The sequence below is a fragment of the Adlercreutzia equolifaciens genome (genome assembly GCF_029076695.1).
Lineage (GTDB): Bacteria > Actinomycetota > Coriobacteriia > Coriobacteriales > Eggerthellaceae > Adlercreutzia > Adlercreutzia equolifaciens_A.
On record NZ_JARFIK010000141.1, the window covers coordinates 1 to 358 of the forward strand.

The window sequence follows — 358 nt, forward strand, 5'->3', positions numbered from 1 at the left end:
GTTCAACTTCGAGGTGGCCGACACCGACTTCCTGTTCCAGGAGTTCGCCGATCGCGAGACCGAGTGCCTGCGCACCCTGCGCGCCAACCAGCCGCTGCCCGCCTACGATTCGGTGCTGAAGTGCTGCCACGCCTTCAACCTGCTCGATGCCCGCGGCGTTATTTCCGCCACCGAGCGCATGGCCTATATTCTGCGCGTGCGCACCCTGGCCAAGGCCTGCTGCGCCTCTTATATGCAGAACGTCGTGGGTATGGACGTGAATGACGCCGATTTGCAGGCCATCCTCGATTCGGCTCCAGAAGAGCCGGTAGAGGAGGAGAAGCTCGCGAACGTGGTGCCCGCGGTGCCCGAGCGGCCG

General features: G+C 64.2%; 1 protein-coding gene. It reads left to right on the forward strand.

What is annotated here, in order from left to right; all coding sequences use genetic code 11:
* The coding region (locus PZH32_RS11820) for a glycine--tRNA ligase subunit alpha (protein ID WP_275208452.1) at positions 1-358 on the forward strand (358 nt) is incomplete at both ends.